The sequence below is a fragment of the Bacillus sp. HY001 genome (assembly GCF_007558965.1).
Classification (GTDB): Bacteria; Bacillota; Bacilli; order Bacillales; family Bacillaceae_G; genus Bacillus_A; species Bacillus_A mobilis.
The window spans coordinates 1-240 of sequence record NZ_VLTE01000351.1 but is presented as its reverse complement, the minus strand read 5'-3'; the positions used below and the strand labels follow the sequence as shown (position 1 = coordinate 240).

Annotated in this window: 1 protein-coding gene; it reads right to left on the bottom strand. The window is 47.1% G+C overall.

Annotated features, from left to right (window positions below; all coding sequences use genetic code 11):
- On the bottom strand, window positions 1–240 hold a 240-nt coding region (locus FOT98_RS31665), incomplete at both ends, for a hypothetical protein (RefSeq protein ID WP_144291292.1).

The window sequence follows — 240 nt, the reverse complement described above, 5'->3', positions numbered from 1 at the left end:
TTCTTCTACAACTGGCTGCTCTTCTGCAATCGGTGCTTCTTCTACAACTCGTTGTTCTTCTGCAATCGGTGCTTCTTCTACAACTCGTTGTTCTTCTGTGACCGGCGCTTCTTCTACAACTTGTTGTTCTTCTGCGACCGGCGCTTCTTCTACAACTGGCTGCTCTTCTGCAATCGGTGCTTCTTCTACAACTCGTTGTTCTTCTGCAATCGGTGCTTCTTCTACAACTCGTTGTTCTTC